Here is a 16,953-nt window from a genome sequence, read left to right as displayed (position 1 = left end):
CCAATAATTGCCAAGCGGTTTATTATTGCACGAAGGCGCACAAGGTCAGGCTGTGTAGGATCAGTCTCCTGTTCAAGTTCTGAAAGCAAAGTCTTTGCTTTGGAGAGTTCTTTTGTGGACACACAGGCTTCGATTGCTTGTATCTTAGACATCACAGTTGCCGTACGCAGTTACGGATCGCCTGAATCTCACTGTTATAGCGAGCCCTCTCACGTTGCGCATTCTTAAGACGCATGTGATGAAGTCGTACGTCCTCTTCATATTCTGCATCATGTATTATGCCCTGCGACTTGAACATCTCGCTATTTTGCAGAACTGCTTCTTCTTGGGCAACGGTACGGTTGGCACGATCCCATATTGTCCGAATCATGGAAAGACGATTTATCCAAAGGTCTGAATAGGCTGTCTCTTCATCCCAACCAAGGTAGCCAAGATTACGAAGTGACATTTCTGTCTCGTTGAGTTTAGTTGTCTTGGTGACATGAGGAAAACTGTCTGAGAAGTAAGCAAACATGGGTAACTTATCGGTCTCTCTAATGCGTTTTTTCAGAAGGGCAAAAGCTTCGGCAAAACTTACTTTCCTGAACCTTGAAGGTTGAGGAGGGAGCATACATCTGCCACTCAAGAGCGGTTCCCTCAAATGTGGCTTTCGCATGAATATTCACTATCGAGTAAGGAATCCAGTCTTCGGATCTCTTACCAAGTCCTCTGACTTACTATAGTTGCGTGGTTTAAGATCGGGAAAACCTGCACCAAGGTTAAGCGCATCGCTTTCTTTTTCTCGTTTGAAAATAAAACTAAGAGCCTTGTGAATAGCGTGAATCAGTGTTGTCTTGCCTGAACCGTTCTTGCCAAACAACACGGTCACTCCTGGAGCGAATAGAATACGGTAATCTTGGAAACAACGAAAGTTCTGTATATAGAGTTCGTTTAACTGCATAATATATTTTTCTTTGCAAATGCTAATCTTTACATTAGCTTTCTTCTAACTATTCAAATCTTGAATGTTTGCATATATATTGATAGTCAGGAATTTATGAATTTCAATCTTGATATTGATAATTCAAGGCAAATTGTTGAAGTTCGGGATAATCCAACTATCGGATGAGCTCTAAACTACTTTGGGATGAGACCACCATGCCGACAGGCTTTTTATTGGTTTTGCAGACCCTTTTCACCATAAAGCCGATACAATACGATGCGTGCGGGCACGCTCTTGATTTCTCCATTAGGCAAGCCTTGTATGATGTATTCATTGCGCAAAGCCTTTTCTTCAAGCATGCGGCGTTCAGCCAGTGCCAAACCGAAATGCAACTTTTTGCTTAGTTCTTTTCTTTCATCTTCTGACATAACCCTGTATTCTGTTAAATAAATCCGCGTGAGATATATTGGTTTTCACTCCTCGTCCACCTTCAGCAACGATAACACGAGGCGTATTGCTATTGTCTGCCAATAGCCAATAATCCACATTAGACATATAAATATTGAAAAAATTGTTTATTCCCGCCTGATAGCGACGGATTACGACATCCCGTGGAATGTCGTGCCCGCCATTACGTACCCGTTGGGCAACACGCTGAATAGCCAAGTCGGGGGAACTCAGCCAAAAATATATCAAACTGACTTTATATCCTTGTTCTTGTGCGCGATGAATAAGACGCGTATAAGACCTTGTGGCAAGTGTGGTTTCTATAGAAAAGTTTTCCTGGTTTTTCAGCAGACCATCAATTCTTTGCAGCATTAGCCTACCGGCTTCAATGGCCATACCTTCCGGATTGAAAGGAGATAATCCACGAGCTATTTCATCGGCGTTAACAAACTCCTTGCATTGCAGGACGTCTGGCAATACGGTATAGGACGCAGTTGTCTTACCGGCACCATTGCAACCACTGATGATATAGAGTTGTTTTTTAGAAACCATATTCGTGCATTTATCTGTGTGCAAACATACGACATTTTTATAAGATTGTGAATAGTTGATAGTTATTGTTTTTTAAAATCCGCATATCGGCTCCATATCGACTTCATGCCAACTCCATATCCACTACATACCAACTCCAAGCTATAGAATGAAAAATGCGAGACAGATACAAACAGGTACGATTCGGTTACGGTCCGGATATTGTAGAAATTGGAATAACGCTTTCCGGACCGAACTGTTACGTCACTTCTTTTTCGTAAGAAGAACGGAAGAGCGACTTTTCATCAGATCATTGACAATCGTGACATCCATAACATTGGAATACAGTTGGGTAGTCTTCACGCTTTTGTGTCCTAGTAGTTTTTGCACGGTCGTAATGTTTACTCCGTTGTATATCAATAGTGTGGCATTCGTGTGGCGAGCTGTGTGGAACGATATTTTTTGAGACACTCCTGCCAGTTGGGCAATAGCCGCCAATTCTTTGTTCACATTCGAATTGCTTTTCAGGCAGAAGAAATCCTGCAGGTTGGATTGATATTTATTCAAGATTCTGATGCCTTTCCCGCAAAACAACAGGTAAAGCGGTAGTCGCACTTCCGTGCCGGTCTTGACCGACTTGTATATCAGCCAGGTGTCTTGATGTATTTCGACGATGTTTTCCTCTTTCATGTTCACAAAGTCGGAATATCTCATTCCGGCATAGCAGCAGAACAGAAATGCATCCAGTGTCTTCTGATATTTCATCTGCTTACCGGCAAGCTTCAGGTTTTCCAACTTCGCCAACTCCTCCGGCGACAGGTGGGTGTGCCCGGTTTCCACCATCTTTATCTTGTATTTCCTGAAAGCATATTTCTGCATATCCATATATTCCTTATTGATAGCAGCATTGATGTGCCGTTTCAGGTGCTTCATGTGTTTGGCTATTGTATTCGTGTGATACCCCTTGGATTGCAGGTAATACTCGAATGCGGTAATGAATTCGAAGGTCGCCTCAGAAAAAGTGATGTCCTTTTTGAAGTCTTGCAACAGAGCCAAAGTGGACAGATGGTTTCTCTTGGTACTTTCCTTTAGATTGGAGATCATGATTTCCCGTTTCAGGAATGGGATAAACAAAGTCTGATCCTCTTGCTCCTTTTTATCGTTCAAGGCTTCTTTTAATATTTCGAGAGAAATTGGTTTCCCTTGTTGCCAAAGTTCAAGTTCCTGTCTCTCTATCATAGCCATAAAATCATAGACCAATTGGTTCAGCGCTTCGGCATTGGGATGATTCTTTATCAGCAACCTTTTTTTGTCCCATTGGTCGGGACGCAGATAAACTTTGGTCGAGAAATATTTCTTCTTTTTGTTCAAGTAAGCTTCCACTTGCACTAATGCCGTTCCTTTTCTATTCAGGCATTTTTTTCGGTTGTACACCAAGTTGTAAATAATCTTATTCATTTTTCATCTTTTAAGTTAATACCATGAACAAAGAAGACGATATAATGTACAACGGGGGAAATTTTGGAGACTTAATAACTGCAAAAACGATGTTGAGGAGGCAATTTCTGCATGCTAAATCCTTTGCAAAAAAAGGTGAATCCGCATCAAATGCCTTTCAATTTAATCCTATTTCGCTTCCTTTTTAACAGTTTTAGATTAACAATCGGCATTTTTATTAAGAAATGAAACCTCAATGTGCATTTCATAGTGACACTATCTATATCTCAAATTGCATATTTTAAAAGCTGAAAATATGCTTTAGAGCATAAAAAGCGCCTATGTTTTAACAAAATGACAGAATCACAAGGTTTTTTCAAGGAAATAATTGTTTATTTCAGTTTTATTAATATATTTGCATTTTGTTAGAGTAAAGAAACAATTAATGTAAAGTTAAACTTTAAGAGAGAATTTATGAAAAGAAAATTAATGCTGTTATTGGCCTGTCTTTTTGTCGGAATAGGCCTAGCAACTGCTCAAACTCAGACGGTCACAGGTGTTGTGATTTCTGAAGAAGATGGGCAGCCAGTTATTGGAGCCTCTGTATTGGTAAAAGGTACTCAGATTGGTACTATTACCGGTGTGGATGGTGATTTTACTTTATCGGGCGTACCAAGTTCCGCGAAGACTTTGCAGATATCTTATATAGGTATGCAGACGCAGGAAGTGGCTATCAAACCGAGTGTGAATGTTATTTTAAAGCCTGATTCAGAGCTACTTGAAGAAGTCGTAATCACTGGATATGGTACAGGAAAGAAAATCGGGTCAGTTGTTGGTTCTGTTGCTACCGTTAATAATAAGAAACTGGAAAAGGTGGTGACTGCAAACTTCACGGACGCCCTTTCCGGACAGGTTTCCGGTCTGTCCGTACTATCCTCTTCTGGTGACCCCTCGAAATCAGCAACCATTCGTTTGCGTGGTGTAAACTCACTGAACGCTTCTACCACACCGTTGTTCATCTTGGATGGTGCACCTATTACATCAACCCTGTTCAACTCCCTGAACCCGGCTGACATTGAGAACATCACAGTTCTTAAAGATGCAGCTTCCACTTCTATCTATGGTTCGCGTGCTGCCAATGGCGTTATTGTGATTACCAGTAAGAAAGGTAAGCTCAACCAAAAAGCTACAGTAACTCTGCGCGCCCAATATGGTGTATCCAAGATGGTGGACGACAAGATGGACATGATGGATGCCAAACAATATGTTCAGTTCCGCGATATGATTGGAGTGCCTGTTTCAGAGGAAATCAAGACTCTTGTAAATCAATATGGCGTTTCTACCGACTGGAAAGACGAAATGTTCAAGACAGCTCCTACCTATACACTGGATGCTTCGGTAAACGGAGGTGGTGAAAACGTCTCTTATTACCTCTCTTTGAACCACCACGAGCAGGAAGGTATCATCGAACAATCCGGCATGCGTCGTGAAGCCTTGCGTTTCAACTTCACGTCTAATGTCAACAAATGGTTGAAAGTCGGCATGCAAAGTAATTTAGGATACAACCGTTATGAAGTGAATTCTGAGAATGAGGACAGAAGCAACCTTTATGTACAGAATCCGGTAACTTTCTCCCGTCTGGCATTGCCATATGATACTCCTTATGAATATACGATAGAAAATGGTCAGCTTATACGCGGGGCCAAAGCCAAGAGACTGCACTATACGGGGAGCTGGACAACTCCTTCTTTCGTGAATGACAACCGAAAAACCATCCGTGACATTGTTTCCGGTAACATCAACCTGTTTGAAGAGCTGACTCCGATCAAAGGATTGACCGTGCGCGCACAGCAGGCTTTGGATGCCTTCGACTATACCCTCAAACATCAGGTATATCCCTATGATGCCATTGTTACAGGAATGGGAGACAATATTGCAGCCCGTAGCGGTAGCAGCCAACAAAGTTTCCGACGCTATTATTCTTTCACTTACACGAACACGGCTGAATATAAGTTCCATGTGAAAGATCACAATGTAGCATTACTGGCCGGACAGGAAGCCATCATTACTAAAGACCGCAGTTTCGGTGCATACGCAACCGGACATACCGATGTGCGCCAGATGAGACTGAACCAAGGTACAACCGTATCAATCTCTGATTTGTCGGATTCAATGAGTGAAACCGTATTCAACTCTTATTTCTTCAACGGAAACTACAACTACAACGAAAAATATTATGCAGACTTCACCATCCGTCGCGATGCCAGCTCCTTGTTCGCTCCCGACCACCGCTGGTCTACGTTCTACTCTTTCGGCGCGAAGTGGGATGTGAAGAAAGAGCGCTTTATGGATGCTGCCGATTGGGTAAACGAGCTGTCTGTAAAAGCAAGCTACGGTACTACCGGTAACTCTGGTATCGACAACTATGGCTACTTCGGTCTGATAGGTAGCGGTTCTAATACCTATAACAGTGATGCCACACTGGGTATCTCACAAGCCAGCAACTATGACTTGACTTGGGAAACCGTGAAAGCTGCCAATATTGGTATCTCTTTCCGTGTCTTTGACCGTTTGAGCATGAACGTGGACTACTATCACAAGAAGACTGAAGACATGTTGATGGAAATACCTTATTCTTATACGACTGGTTTCAGCTCCGGTTGGGGTAATGTAGGTTCTATGGTTAATCAAGGTGTTGATTTGGATTTCAAGTTAGACCTCATCAACAGCAACGACTTCTACTGGGCTGTCAAGGCAAACTTCAACTACAACCACAACGAAATCGTAGAACTGTTTGACGGTCGCGATGAATTTGCTATGCCCAACTATGGTTTGATGTACAAGATCGGGCACGACGCAGGTGAATTGTATCAGGTTCGCTATGCAGGTGTAGACTCACGTGACGGTAAGCCGATGTGGTATGACAAGAACGGTAACTTGACTAAGGTTTACAATGAGGAAGAAGATGCCGTATTGATTGGCAAGAGCCGCTTCGCCCCCTACACCGGTGGTTTCGGAACGGAATTGTCATGGAAAGGACTCTCACTGAATGCTGAATTCTCTTGGTCGGGCAAGAAATACATGATTAATAATGATAGTTACTTTATTGAAAATGCTGACCAAGGACAATCTGTCAACCAGTCAGTACGCATGTTGAATATCTGGACGAAACCGGGTGATGTAACGGACATTCCCAAACTGGGAGAAGCTATCCAGTTCGATTCTCACTTGGTAGAAAACGCTTCTTTCCTGCGCTTGAAGAACATCACCTTGCAATATACGTTGCCTTCTTCACTGTTGAAGCGCACTGGATTCAATCGCGTCAATGTCTTCGCCATCGGACGTAACCTGCTGACTTGGACCAAATTCCGCGGATTCGACCCGGAACCGGACACTAACCTTGTTCGCTTCAACTATCCTAACACCCGTCAATTTGTATTTGGCGTAGAATTAGCATTTTAAATAAACAAGAGACATTTTATATGAATAAAAATATGAAAAAGATATTTATTGCATTATTAATGGTCGGTGGTTTGCTGGCTTCGTGCGACATGGACAAGAAGCCATACGGTAGCCTTGACGACCAAACTGCCATACAGACACTGAATGATTGCAAACGTTTCCGCAATGGTCTCTATTCGAGCATGCGTTCCATTACATCCGGTGCTTGGATTAACAATCAAGAGATTCAGATGGATATTTTCCAGGGAATCATCGGTAACGGTAATCAGGTAGGAACCTTCGCCAACGGATTGCTTCTCTCTTCCGACAAAGATGTCGAATCGATGTGGTCCTCTATATATTCGATAATCAACTCAGCCAATTATATCATCGGAAAGATGGATCAACTGAGCGGTAACGAAGGTTGGAGCGAAGCACAAATGCTGGAGTTGAACCGTTATAATGGTGAAGCACACTTCGTCAGAGCTTACTGCTACTACTGGTTGGTAGATCACTTCTGCAACACTTATTCATCGGCCAACGCACAAGTAGCTGCACAAGGTGTACCTTTGGTAACTGTGTATTATCCTACGGCAGACCGTAACGTATATCCATCACGTAGCACACAGGACGAAAGTTATCAGCGGATTGCAGATGATTTGAACATCGCATATACTGCATTGACTACTTTTGAGGCTTCTGCCACCAGCAATGCCCCGACAGCCAATTCTGTCTATCTTACATCGGATGTAGTCTTGGCCTTGCAAGCCCGTATCGCCTTGTTGAAAGGTGACAACGCTACAGCATTGAGCAAAGCCGAAGAGGTGATAGGCAAATCTGCCTACAGCTTGTGCAGCCTCAACAATTATGCATCTATGTGGAGCACAGATGAAGGTTCTGAGATCATTTTCCGTCCTTTTATGAGCAATACGGAGTTGGGCAGTTCTACAGGTGGACAATATTATCTGTCGGCCAACGAAGAATCAGCTTGGTACATTCCTTCTTTTACTATGCTGAACATGTATGACGACAATGATATCCGTTTCGAAGTTTTCTTCAAGCTTTATAACAAACTGACTTCCAACGGTGTGTCGGCACCGGCTTATGTATTCAACAAGTTCCCGGGTAACGAAAGTCTGAAAACCGGTTCACAACCCAACTTTGTGAACATGATGAAACCTTTCCGCCTGAGCGAAATGTACCTGGTGGCTGCCGAAGCTGCCGCTGCAAGCAACAACGCAACGAAAGCCAACCAATACCTGAATACTCTGCGTGCCAACCGTATCGTCGGCTATGAGAACGTGAACCTGAGCGGTAACGCCTTGACGCAAGCTATCCGTGACGAGCGTCTGAAAGAACTGATTGGCGAAGGATTCCGTTTGAGTGACTTGCGCCGTTGGAATGAAGGCTTTACGCGCGACAGCTCTTATCCTATCAGTCCGGACATAGAAGGATTCTTTGTCAATGCCGGCAAGACTCTCTCTTATCAACCGGGCGACTATCGTATGGTATGGCCTATCCCTGCAACGGAAATCCAGTCTAACCCGCAGTTGGACGGACAGCAAAATCCTGGTTATTAATTCATCTTTAAAGTTATAAAATAGCAATGAAATCAGTCTATATATATTTGTTGGCAATGGTAAGCATTTTGTTTACCGCTTGCTCCAGTGATGACGACATGAACACTACCAATGCAACCGTGTCGTTTACACAGGCAGAATTCTCGTTTGCCGAAAGTGCCGGAATGGTGAAGATACCTATCAAGGTAGAAGGTGAGCGCAATGGTGATATACGTGTACAACTGAAGGTGACCGACGGAACAGCCATCTCCGAAGGACACTATATGGTGACCGGCGAAACGATCAATATCCCGGTTGATTCCGATGACGAGACTTTCGATGTAGAAGTGCTGGTGATAGATGACGGAAACGAAGAAAACGATGACCGTCAATTTACCATAGCCATTGCCAGCGTAGAAGGGGCAACGGTCGGCACAAACGGAAGCTGCAACGTTGTGTTGTGCGACGTGGACAAGAATCCTTACTTCAAACTCTTTGGCGCTTGGACACTGACTGCTACCGACGTAGTAACCGGCAATCAAGTTTCATGGGATGTCACCATTACGGACGATGGTGAGGAAAGCAATCACGAGAAATATCTCGTTTGTTCAGGTTATATCTCTCCGCAAGGCTACGAAAACGATGTTCCTTGGGTACTCGAATACAGCAGAAACGGCCAGGTGAATATTGTAGCCGGCTACTTCTATGCAGCCTACAACTTCGGAAGCTTTACCGGTGCCGTTTGGGTAACTCCGATGGACCCCAATGGACGTGAAGCCGCCGATGCTGTTATTCCGGGAACGTACAACGATACATTTGACACGATTGAGTTCGATACTACAGACCATATTATGGGTATTGCCGTTCATGAGTATGACCAAGGCAATATTGGTGAACTTAGAGGCCGATGGGGTAACCCATATGCTGATATCCGTATGGAGAAAAAGTAAATACATATAATTAATACAGGCAAGAGAGTCCCTTTTACGGAACTCTCTTGTTTGCTTTAAAATTAAGCTATGAGAAGATATCTGCTTTCTGTTTTTATTCTGCTTTTTACCGTCTCTTTGCAAGCCAAGGAGGTGACAGCCACACAGGCTGGCGAGATGGCTGTGCGATATATCAAGAACCGCACATCGTTGCAAGTAAGCGTTCATGATGTTACAGGCGTAGGAAATGAAAAGAACGGCTGTTACATTGTCAATCTTGCTCCGCAAGGATGGGTGGTTGTTTCCGGAGATGATGTGGCAAAACCGATCATTGCCTATTCATATACCGGAAATCTGGAACGCAAGCTTATACCGGACAACATGATGTTTATGCTGGACAGCTATGCTACAGAAGTGAACCGGATTGCCTCCAGAATTACGAAGGTACACCCACAATGGCAGCATAATACTTGGTTGCAAACACGGGCATCCGGAGCGACCATAGAACCTTTGATTAAAGTGAATTGGAACCAGCCCGCTCCCTACAATGCTTATTGTCCGGGACGGAATGGCGAAAATGCCGTAGTGGGATGTGTGGCTGTTGCCATGGGACAAGCCATGAGTGTACACCGTTATCCTTCACGACCCAAAGGAAGCATAAGCTACACAGCTTCCAATTATGGCGGATTAAGCATCGACTTCGACGCAGAGAGAGCGTACAACTGGGATGAGATTATGGCCGGAAGCAACAAATACGACGAAGTAGCCCGGTTGCTCTATCATGCAGGAATGAGTGTCAGGATGGATTACGGAGTAGATGGTTCGGGTATTCCAAGTACCGATGTCAACCGTATCAGTAATGCCCTGAAGAGTTATTTCTCGTATCCGGAAGATGTGCAGTATATCTGGCGTGACCGGTACACTGACGACTGGGAACAGCTTCTGATTAACGAACTGAGTGCCGGACGGGCTTTGGTATATAATGCAATAGACTCTAAGAAAAGTGCCGGACATAGTTTCAATATTGACGGATATGATGGAGATGGTCACTTCCATGTCAACTGGGGATGGGGCGGCTATGGAAATGGAAACTTTTCGATAGACAATTTGCGTGACGCCACCATGCAGATGGACTATGACGCATCGCATGTGGTGATTGTCGGTATAGGAGCAGCCGACCAGATATTGAAAAGCATTTCACTGAGCAATAACCATATTGAAGAAGGACTGCCGGCAGGAGCCGTAGTGGGCCAAGTGTTTGTAAACAACGAACTGCCCAAAGACTCATACACCGTCCGCGTGGAAGGAGTAAACGGAAAGTCTGTTCCGTTTGTGATAGAGAACAATCTGCTGAAGACCACGGAAATATTACGATTAAGCAACCAAGCGCAATGGGAGGTGGAAATTACGGTAAATGATTCCAAGAGCAACACCCTATTGACACAAGGATTCAAAATTGTAGTAGAGCCTTGGAAAAGCCTTGAAGAAACCACTTCTGTTACCTTCAACCGTACGACCCGGACTTTCACTTTCCAAACCAAACACAATGTCAGCTACACCCTGACCGACGAGCAGGGGCGTCTGCTTTATAGTGGAAAACTGGAGCCATTGCCTCAACTGCAAATCAATGCGTCCTCACTGCCTGCCGGTAAGAATGTGCTTACACTGCAATGTGTGGATGAAATAAAGTCTGTTGAACTCGTAAAATAGAAAAGTGATGAGAAAGATTTCATATATTATATGGACTGGTGTGGCAGTCTTTTTGCAAGCATGCAGTTCCGATTCCAATGAAGATATTCCTGTAGTGGGAAATGGAGTCAATGTGGAGATAGAAACCGACATCCTGACACGGGCCGACGTGACCACCTCCTTCACAAACGGGAATGAAATGAATGTCTGGGCGAAAACCTATAACAAAGTGGATGCTCCCAACCTGATAGACAATATAAAAGGAACCTACTCCGGCAGTAAATGGGAAACCACCCCAAAGATAGCCCTTAGTGAAGGCGAACGTACTTTTATATATGCGTATGCACCTTATACTTCACAGATTACGGACTTGACGCAAATCCCTGTCGACATCTCGGCGCAGCAGGATGTGCTTTATTCCGGAAATGCCGTTCCGGTGTCGTATACCAGTTATAAGGCAAAACTCACCATGAAGCATGCGCTTTCGCTGTTCACCCTCAACATCAGCAATCAAGGCTATGAAGGTGCCGGACAGCTGCAAAGTATCAGCCTGTATGGTGATAAAGTCTATACTGCCGGAACGCTGCACATCGAAAACGGAAAGATTACCGGCACAAGTCAGAAGCCGGTAACCGTAGCGGTCAATCAGACCGTAACATCGCAAGGCTGGAGCAATGATTTGCCGCGCATGTGGGCCATACCATTCTCGACAAAAGTGGAGACTGCTTTCCTGAAAGCACAGATTGACGGAAAGGAGTATCAAAGCCGTTTGCCTGAAGTGGAAATGAAAAGTGGCTATCAATACATATTCCATCTGGTACTTACCTCGAATGGACTTGAATTTATTCCGGACCAGACACAGACTATATCATTGAATCAGGAGTCGGACCAGCTGGAAGTTCCCGAAGGACATGGCGTTTTGCGTTTTGTGCACAACACGGAAAGTTTCGAACTGCCAACTTTTTCAGGAGGCAATGTATTTGGCATTGTCACTTGGGGAGATGGAACGACAGAATCCTATAGAGCAGGTGGCAACCATATGTATGGCACCCCGGAAGAAAAGGAGGTTCTTATCGAGAGCTGGAATTCTACCGGATTTGAATTGAAAAGCTTGACCGGTATAACGACTATTGACATCAGCCAGTATTGATTTCCGCCAGTATTGATTTCAAATAAACATGATTCGGCTTTTTTGCCTTTCCTGAGAGAAGGGCAAAGAAGCCGAAATGGTTTCGGTTCATTATAGCCCCGTCTGCAAGATATCCACCAATACCGGCTTCACTCCACTCACAAAACATTCCACTGCAATCACCATCAGGATAAGTCCCATCAGACGCATCATCACATTGTTTCCGGTCTCACCCAACACGTTCACCAAACGGGTGGAAGCACGCAATATAAAGAAAGTAATCAGATAGATGAAGGCAATCATGCCGATCAGGATTCCTTTCATCTGAATGGAATGCGCATCCTGCATCAGCACAATGGCATTTGCAATGGCACCCGGACCGCAAAGCATCGGAATACCCAACGGGGTTATGGAAATGTCATCGGCGTATGTTTTGATTTCCTCGTCTTTCAGTTTCATCGGAGTATAACGCGCCTGCAACATGTCGAAGCCTATCTTAAAGATGATTACACCACCTGCTATACGGAATCCATTGGTAGAAATGCCGAAAAACTTGAATAGAAATTGTCCCGCAAACGTAAAGACCATGATCGTTACAAAAGCCACCAATGTGGCACGCGACACGACAGAGCGTCGTTCCTTGTCCGTCATGCCATGCGTCATGGTGAGGAAGACCGGCATTGTTCCCAAAGGGTTCGTCAACGTGAAAAAAGAAGTAAAACAAAGCAAAGCAAAAGGCAAAAGTGTTTCCATAACTGCATTTTTTTTAAAAGTGTTTCTATCGGCAAATTTACAACTTAATATCAGATACTGCCCAAACTTTATCCGGAAATAATATATAGAGAAAGAAATAGTGTGGCATCTTGGAGCGGCCAAAGGTCAACTTGGTGTGGCTAAAGGTCAACTCTACGCCGCCAAACCTTAGCTTTATAAAACTGAGCCATAGGGGTGATTGTTTTATCCTGCAGGGATAATCTGTTTTATCCGCAGGAATAATCTGCTTAACCTACAGGAATAGTCTGTTTAATCCGTCTCATGAGACGAATAAATTTATCTCACGAGACGAAAAAAACCGTCCCACGAGATGAAATTATCCGTTCCACGAGACAAATTTATTTGCCTCACGAGACGATTTTAACGCCCCTGTAGACGGACATTTGTAGCTCCGCTTTCCGACTTTGTTATAGGAGAGCATGCCTCACAGCACGCCTCACAGGATTTGCATCAACTCCCTCAGGTCTGTAATATGGAAAGTTGGGGTAAATGGAAACGATGTGCGGCCCGCAACGTTATAGTACACCTGATGCATGCCTACCCCTTCGGCTCCGGCAATATCATTGTCCCAACTGTCGCCAATCATCAACGAATCACGCAGTTCGGAACCGGTGGCTGACATGGCAAAATGGAAGATCTCAGGCCAAGGCTTCAGCACGCCGATGTCATCGGAAAGAACCACTTTCTTAAAATAACCGTCAATGCCTGCCGAACGCATCTTGCGGCATTGCAGTTCCTGAAAGCCATTGGAGAGTATGTATAGGTTATATTTGGGGGCAAGATACTCCAGCACTTCACGGGCATGGGGCATCAATTTGCTTTTAGTAGGAATCACTGCAAAGAAAGAGACTGAAAAATCTTTCGCCAAAGCTGCATTCCCCTCTCCTACCGCTTCCAGCGGATAAAGGAAACGTTGTCGGTTCAACTCGTCTTTCGTAACTTTTCCGTCCGCATATTCTTTCCACAATTCCGTATTGCGCCTTTCGTAAAGTTCATAGAAGTGCTGAAAGGAACGGAAGTAACGGTCATATCCATACTTGTGATACATCTCTTCGAAAGTATCACGGGCATTGTCAGAAAAAGCCCAAAGCGTGTCATCGAGATCGAAAAACAGATTCTTATATCGCATATACACAAAAAGAAATGGGTGTGCCGTTCAATTCGTCCCCTACCTGTGGCACGTTTTGGCACACCCACTTTTATTTAATCACCTTATCTTACTTGGATAACCAGATACTTAGATACGCTCCAGAAAACTTTCGGGTTCGTAATCTTCAGGATAATCTGCCCTTTGCTATCTTTCTCCAAAGCATAGGAGCCTGCCGGATGCGTTGTCAGCACATCGGCATTCTTGGAATACAACTTAATCTCCTTCGTCGTACGAATATCAATCTGCGTAAAGTAGTCCTTGTTCACATCACTATCCTTCAGCACCTTTCCCTTCTTGAAAAGGCCGGTATCGGTCAGGATTTTCTGGTCTTTCAGTTCCTTCTTGGTTCCGAAGACGAACCAGGCAGTGTTTATTGCCTTATCCTGTTCGGCTACGGTTTTGGCTTTAGCATCATTCTCGGCAGAAAGTACCTCCTTGTCGGCAGTCAGCCCCGTTACAGCTGCATCCAACTCCTGAATACGGATATTCTTAGAAGCCAATTCGGACTGCAACTCTTCGATGCGTTGGGTTTTAGCCACCAGCTCCTGCGTCAAAGACTCCACAGCTTTCTTCAATTGTGCCGAATTGGTCTTGCTGTTTTTCAACATAGCTTCCAGTTTGGCAATCTGCTCCTTATTTTCCTGCATCTGCTTCTGAATAAATTCAATGTCTGTTGCAATCTGCTGTTTGGCAGACAAAGAGCCTTCCGACACGGCTCCACGTTGCAAATCCACTCGATTTTCTGCAGCATTGATTTGACGGAAACCCTCAGAAATATCATTGAAGGTACCCATCATTTCATCCAGCTCGGCATTACGCTGGGTAAGTTCCATCAAAAGAGAATCATTCTCAGCTTTCAACTGGTCTTTGCTACCACCGGATAAGCTGTCGCACGATGCCATAACGGCCGTGCATACGATTAAAACTGCTAATTTTTTCATACTCTTTTATTTTATATTGGTTAATGACATTATCTACTACTTATCAATCCGTTCCGGCCACTACGATTACGATTTCTCCGCGTGGTTCATTTGCCGTGAAATGCTCTATCAATTCCGCAAGGCTACCCCGCACCGTTTCTTCGTGCACTTTCGAGATTTCCCTTGACACGGAAGCCTGACGTTCGGCCCCGAAATATTCGGCAAATTGCGTCAGAGCTTTCACCAAGCGATGAGGAGACTCATAAAACACCATCGTCCGATATTCCTGCGACAAAGCCTTCAAACGCGTCATGCGCCCCTTCTTTTGAGGCAGAAATCCCTCAAAACAGAATTTCTCGTTCGGCAGACCCGAAGCAACCAATGCCGGAACAAAAGCTGTGGCCCCCGGCAGGCATTGCACCTCAATCCCGTTGCGGACACATTCGCGCACCACCAGAAAACCCGGATCGGATATGCCCGGCGTACCGGCATCCGAGATCAGCGCTACGGTTTCTCCCGCCTTTATTCTACTAATAACACTTTCCACCGTTTTATGTTCATTGAATTTGTGATGAGATTGCATCGCATTCTTAATTTCGAAGTGTTTCAGCAAGATTCCGGAGGTTCGGGTATCCTCGGCAAGAATCAGGTCCACCTCCTTCAGGATGCGAATGGCGCGGAAAGTCATGTCTTCCAAATTGCCTACCGGAGTAGGCACTATATACAGTTTTCCCATATCCGTTATTGTGCTTTAGCTAAAATATTTCTTGAGAAGTTCGATGAAATCGGCAACTGCCTCATTCCTTTCGTCGGGATGCACGGTAGAAAAGAACAGTTCCATAGCCTTGTCCAAAGAAGGCGCATCGCCCAACTGACGTATAACATCGTTCATCCGGGCCGTATTGCCGCCAAAAATTTCACGGGCAAAACGAAACGAATCGTTCAGGCTGATAGAACGCCGCAAGTCTTTGGCTGTCTTTATCTGATCTGCCAAAATAGGAGACGAAGAAGAGACGATTGCCACCGCTTCCGGCTCTTCAGCCTCAACAAGTTCAGGTTTTATCTCTTTCAACGGTTCAGAGATTACGACCGTCGTTCTCTTCTGTTCCTCTATTCTGGTTTCGCTACTTTCCAATATCTTTTGCAGTTCATCCAGCCGCATATGCATTTGCTGGATACTCCGCTTCGCCACAATGCGTAACTTCGATTCGGGATCGGCCGTTATACCCTGCATTAGACATTTCAGTTCCTGAATGTCCAGTTCTATGTCATCTAATAATTTTTGCATCTCCTTTATCCTCTCCAAACGTTAATAGCGCAAATGTAGAAATAAATAATGAAATAATATCGGAAAGCCAGTAAAAGTGTTATTTTTGCAACAAAAATCAGCTTTAAGAAAATGGTATTATTTTCAGAAGACCACATACAGGAGACCAATCGTAGAGGAAGAATTGAAGTAATCTGCGGCTCCATGTTTTCAGGCAAGACCGAGGAATTGATCCGCCGCCTGAAACGCGCCAAGTTCGCCAAGCAACGTGTCGAAATATTCAAACCCGCCATCGACACCCGCTATTCGGAAGAAAATGTTGTGTCGCACGACAGCAATTCCATTGCCTCTACTCCGATAGACTCTTCGGCCAGCATCCTGCTGTTTGCATCGGAAATGGATGTGATAGGTATCGACGAAGCCCAATTCTTCGATAATGGACTGATAGACGTCTGTAATCAACTTGCCAACAATGGCATACGCGTCATTGTTGCCGGTCTCGACATGGACTTCCGCGGAGTTCCGTTCGGTCCGATGCCGGGTTTGTGTGCCATTGCCGACGAAGTGTCCAAAGTACATGCCATCTGTGTGAAGTGCGGACAGCTGGCATCTTTTTCTCACCGTACAGTGAAAAACGACAAACAAGTACTTCTAGGAGAAACCGCCGAATACGAACCTCTCTGCCGCGAATGCTACCTGCGTGCCATGCAAAATGACCAAGAACAAGAAGCATCCGACAAATAATCAACAACCCTACT

17 protein-coding genes are annotated in these 16,953 nt (G+C 44.5%); 7 read left to right on the top strand and 10 right to left on the bottom strand.

Annotation, left to right across the window (positions count from 1 at the left end; all coding sequences use genetic code 11):
* Positions 1–151: 151 nt before the first annotated feature.
* The 5 genes from QZ323_RS03545 to QZ323_RS03525 form a co-directional block, all read right to left on the bottom strand.
* Positions 152–370, bottom strand: a complete 219-nt coding sequence (locus QZ323_RS03545) for a hypothetical protein (RefSeq protein ID WP_294632831.1) — start codon at positions 368–370, stop codon at positions 152–154.
* 294 nt (positions 371–664) lie between these two features.
* A complete protein-coding gene (locus tag QZ323_RS03540; RefSeq protein ID WP_294632829.1) occupies positions 665–940 on the bottom strand; it encodes an ATP-binding protein in 276 nt (91 codons plus the stop codon).
* Positions 941–1,152: 212 nt separating this feature from the next.
* Positions 1,153–1,350: a hypothetical protein gene (locus tag QZ323_RS03535; protein ID WP_294632826.1), complete on the bottom strand. Its 198-nt coding sequence runs from the start codon at positions 1,348–1,350 to the stop codon at positions 1,153–1,155.
* Positions 1,337–1,921 (bottom strand): zeta toxin family protein, encoded by a 585-nt coding sequence (locus tag QZ323_RS03530; protein ID WP_294632824.1) that lies wholly within the window; start codon positions 1,919–1,921, stop codon positions 1,337–1,339. The genes QZ323_RS03535 and QZ323_RS03530 overlap by 14 nt, the downstream gene beginning before the upstream one ends.
* A 243-nt stretch (positions 1,922–2,164) precedes the next feature.
* Positions 2,165–3,358, bottom strand: coding sequence for a site-specific integrase (locus tag QZ323_RS03525; protein ID WP_294632822.1), 1,194 nt, complete (start codon positions 3,356–3,358; stop codon positions 2,165–2,167).
* A 23-nt stretch (positions 3,359–3,381) separates the two neighbouring features.
* On the opposite strand from QZ323_RS03525, the gene QZ323_RS03520 reads away from it, so the two are divergent.
* The 6 genes from QZ323_RS03520 (at position 3,382) to QZ323_RS03495 (ending at position 12,105) form a co-directional block, all read left to right on the top strand.
* On the top strand, positions 3,382–3,546 hold the full coding sequence (locus tag QZ323_RS03520) for a hypothetical protein (RefSeq protein ID WP_294632821.1): 165 nt from the start codon (positions 3,382–3,384) through the stop codon (positions 3,544–3,546).
* A 265-nt stretch (positions 3,547–3,811) separates the two neighbouring features.
* Entirely contained in the window at positions 3,812–6,799 is a 2,988-nt protein-coding gene (locus QZ323_RS03515) for a TonB-dependent receptor (RefSeq protein WP_294632820.1), read from the top strand.
* A gap of 32 nt (positions 6,800–6,831) precedes the next feature.
* The gene (locus QZ323_RS03510; RefSeq protein WP_294632817.1) at positions 6,832–8,358 is read left to right on the top strand and encodes a RagB/SusD family nutrient uptake outer membrane protein; all 1,527 of its coding nucleotides are present in this window, start codon (positions 6,832–6,834) and stop codon (positions 8,356–8,358) included.
* A 26-nt stretch (positions 8,359–8,384) separates the two neighbouring features.
* On the top strand, positions 8,385–9,287 hold the full coding sequence (locus QZ323_RS03505) for a Calx-beta domain-containing protein (protein ID WP_294632815.1): 903 nt from the start codon (positions 8,385–8,387) through the stop codon (positions 9,285–9,287).
* A 69-nt stretch (positions 9,288–9,356) separates the two neighbouring features.
* Positions 9,357–10,976, top strand: coding sequence for a C10 family peptidase (locus QZ323_RS03500; RefSeq protein ID WP_294632813.1), 1,620 nt, complete (start codon positions 9,357–9,359; stop codon positions 10,974–10,976).
* Positions 10,977–10,983: 7 nt separating this feature from the next.
* Positions 10,984–12,105 (top strand): fimbrillin family protein, encoded by a 1,122-nt coding sequence (locus QZ323_RS03495; protein ID WP_294632809.1) that lies wholly within the window; start codon positions 10,984–10,986, stop codon positions 12,103–12,105.
* Positions 12,106–12,195: 90 nt separating this feature from the next.
* Here QZ323_RS03495 and QZ323_RS03490 read toward each other — a convergent pair whose 3' ends face one another.
* The 5 genes from QZ323_RS03490 to QZ323_RS03470 form a co-directional block, all read right to left on the bottom strand.
* Positions 12,196–12,837: a MarC family protein gene (locus tag QZ323_RS03490; protein WP_294632807.1), complete on the bottom strand. Its 642-nt coding sequence runs from the start codon at positions 12,835–12,837 to the stop codon at positions 12,196–12,198.
* 457 nt (positions 12,838–13,294) lie between these two features.
* The gene (locus tag QZ323_RS03485; protein WP_294632805.1) at positions 13,295–13,987 is read right to left on the bottom strand and encodes a YjjG family noncanonical pyrimidine nucleotidase; all 693 of its coding nucleotides are present in this window, start codon (positions 13,985–13,987) and stop codon (positions 13,295–13,297) included.
* Positions 13,988–14,070: 83 nt separating this feature from the next.
* On the bottom strand, positions 14,071–14,949 hold the full coding sequence (locus QZ323_RS03480) for a hypothetical protein (protein WP_294632803.1): 879 nt from the start codon (positions 14,947–14,949) through the stop codon (positions 14,071–14,073).
* 43 nt (positions 14,950–14,992) lie between these two features.
* On the bottom strand, positions 14,993–15,664 hold the full coding sequence (gene rsmI / locus QZ323_RS03475) for a 16S rRNA (cytidine(1402)-2'-O)-methyltransferase (RefSeq protein WP_294632801.1): 672 nt from the start codon (positions 15,662–15,664) through the stop codon (positions 14,993–14,995).
* Positions 15,665–15,679: 15 nt separating this feature from the next.
* Positions 15,680–16,216 carry a hypothetical protein gene (locus tag QZ323_RS03470; RefSeq protein ID WP_294632799.1) on the bottom strand — a complete coding sequence of 179 codons (537 nt, stop codon included), beginning with the start codon at positions 16,214–16,216 and terminating at the stop codon, positions 15,680–15,682.
* A gap of 111 nt (positions 16,217–16,327) precedes the next feature.
* Here QZ323_RS03470 and QZ323_RS03465 point away from each other — a divergent pair, with 111 nt between their 5' ends.
* Positions 16,328–16,939 (top strand): thymidine kinase, encoded by a 612-nt coding sequence (locus QZ323_RS03465; protein WP_294632797.1) that lies wholly within the window; start codon positions 16,328–16,330, stop codon positions 16,937–16,939.
* The last annotated feature ends 14 nt before the right edge of the window (positions 16,940–16,953 follow it).

It is taken from the genome of uncultured Bacteroides sp. (genome assembly GCF_910585845.1).
GTDB lineage: Bacteria > Bacteroidota > Bacteroidia > Bacteroidales > Bacteroidaceae > Bacteroides.
The sequence above is the reverse complement of the archived record's forward strand: the minus strand, read 5'-3'. Positions and strand labels throughout refer to the sequence as shown.